1 protein-coding gene is annotated in these 891 nt (G+C 67.7%); it reads right to left on the minus strand.

Annotated features, from left to right (window positions below; translation table 11 throughout):
• Positions 1 to 9 precede the first annotated feature (9 nt).
• Positions 10 to 642, minus strand: a complete 633-nt coding sequence (locus tag FK530_RS24315) for a DUF1345 domain-containing protein (RefSeq protein WP_146489419.1) — start codon at positions 640 to 642, stop codon at positions 10 to 12.
• Between the last annotated feature and the right edge of the window lie 249 nt (positions 643 to 891).

Below are 891 nucleotides of genomic sequence, written 5' to 3' on the forward strand. Positions count from 1 at the left end.
CGCGCTCCCTCAACCTGCCAGCAGCTGGCTGAGGAGGTTGATCGTCGAGGCGACGACCACGGTCCCGAGCAGGTAGGAGATCAGGCCCTGGTTGAGTGCCATCCGACGCAGCTCCTTGGTGGAGAGATTCGTGTCGGAGACCTGGAAGGTCATCCCCAGGGTGAAGGCGATGTAGGCGAAGTCGCGGTAGTCGGGGGCGGTGTCCCCGTTGAAGTCGATGCCGCGGGCGTCCTGGGCGTAGTAGGCGTGGGCGTAGCGCAGGGTGAACAGCGTGTGGATCGCGCTCCAGGAGGCCAGGATCCCCATCACCGCAAGGACTGCGCCGAGAGTCGCCTGATCCCCTGCGACCCTGACCAGGAGCAGGATCAGACCCGCGACGGAGGCCACACAGGCCAGTACGAGCAAAGTGTCGTCGATTCCACGTCCCGGGTCGTTCGCCCGGGCATGGAGGCGCGTGGATGAGGCATCGAGTCCGAAGACGAGAGCCCAGGTGGTGGTGCTGAAACCTCCCGCGGCCACCACCCACCCCGCCATCAGACCGAGGTCCAGGTGTCCGCAGAGTCCGACGAGCGCCGCGGCCAGCGCTCCTGCCAGCATGGCGACGAGCAGGCGCGCACGGATGGAGTCCCGGAACAGTGCCATGGCGTGACTCTAGAGGAACCAAGCGGATGGGGAGGGTCACCAGGGAAGACCACATCCGGTGCGATCCCGTGGAGGAGTAGCGTCGGGTGCGCCCACGAGGCGACACAGTGGAGGACCGGGAAGCCCGCACCCGAACTCGGCCCGACTCCCACGACACCAGTGGTGGGGTGATCCACGCACCGCTGGGGACACCCACGCCGCCAACGGCGCCAGTCCCACACATCCGCACCTTCGCGCAGCCGCGGGCGG

Origin of the sequence: Tsukamurella conjunctivitidis (genome assembly GCF_007858475.1) — a bacterium.
In the GTDB taxonomy this organism is placed as follows: domain Bacteria; phylum Actinomycetota; class Actinomycetes; order Mycobacteriales; family Mycobacteriaceae; genus Tsukamurella; species Tsukamurella conjunctivitidis.

What these genes read in the sequence shown, in the direction of transcription:
- FK530_RS24315 (WP_146489419.1), bottom strand. Translation starts at nt 642, where the DNA reads ATGGCACTGTTCCGGGACTCCATCCGTGCGCGCCTGCTCGTCGCCATG.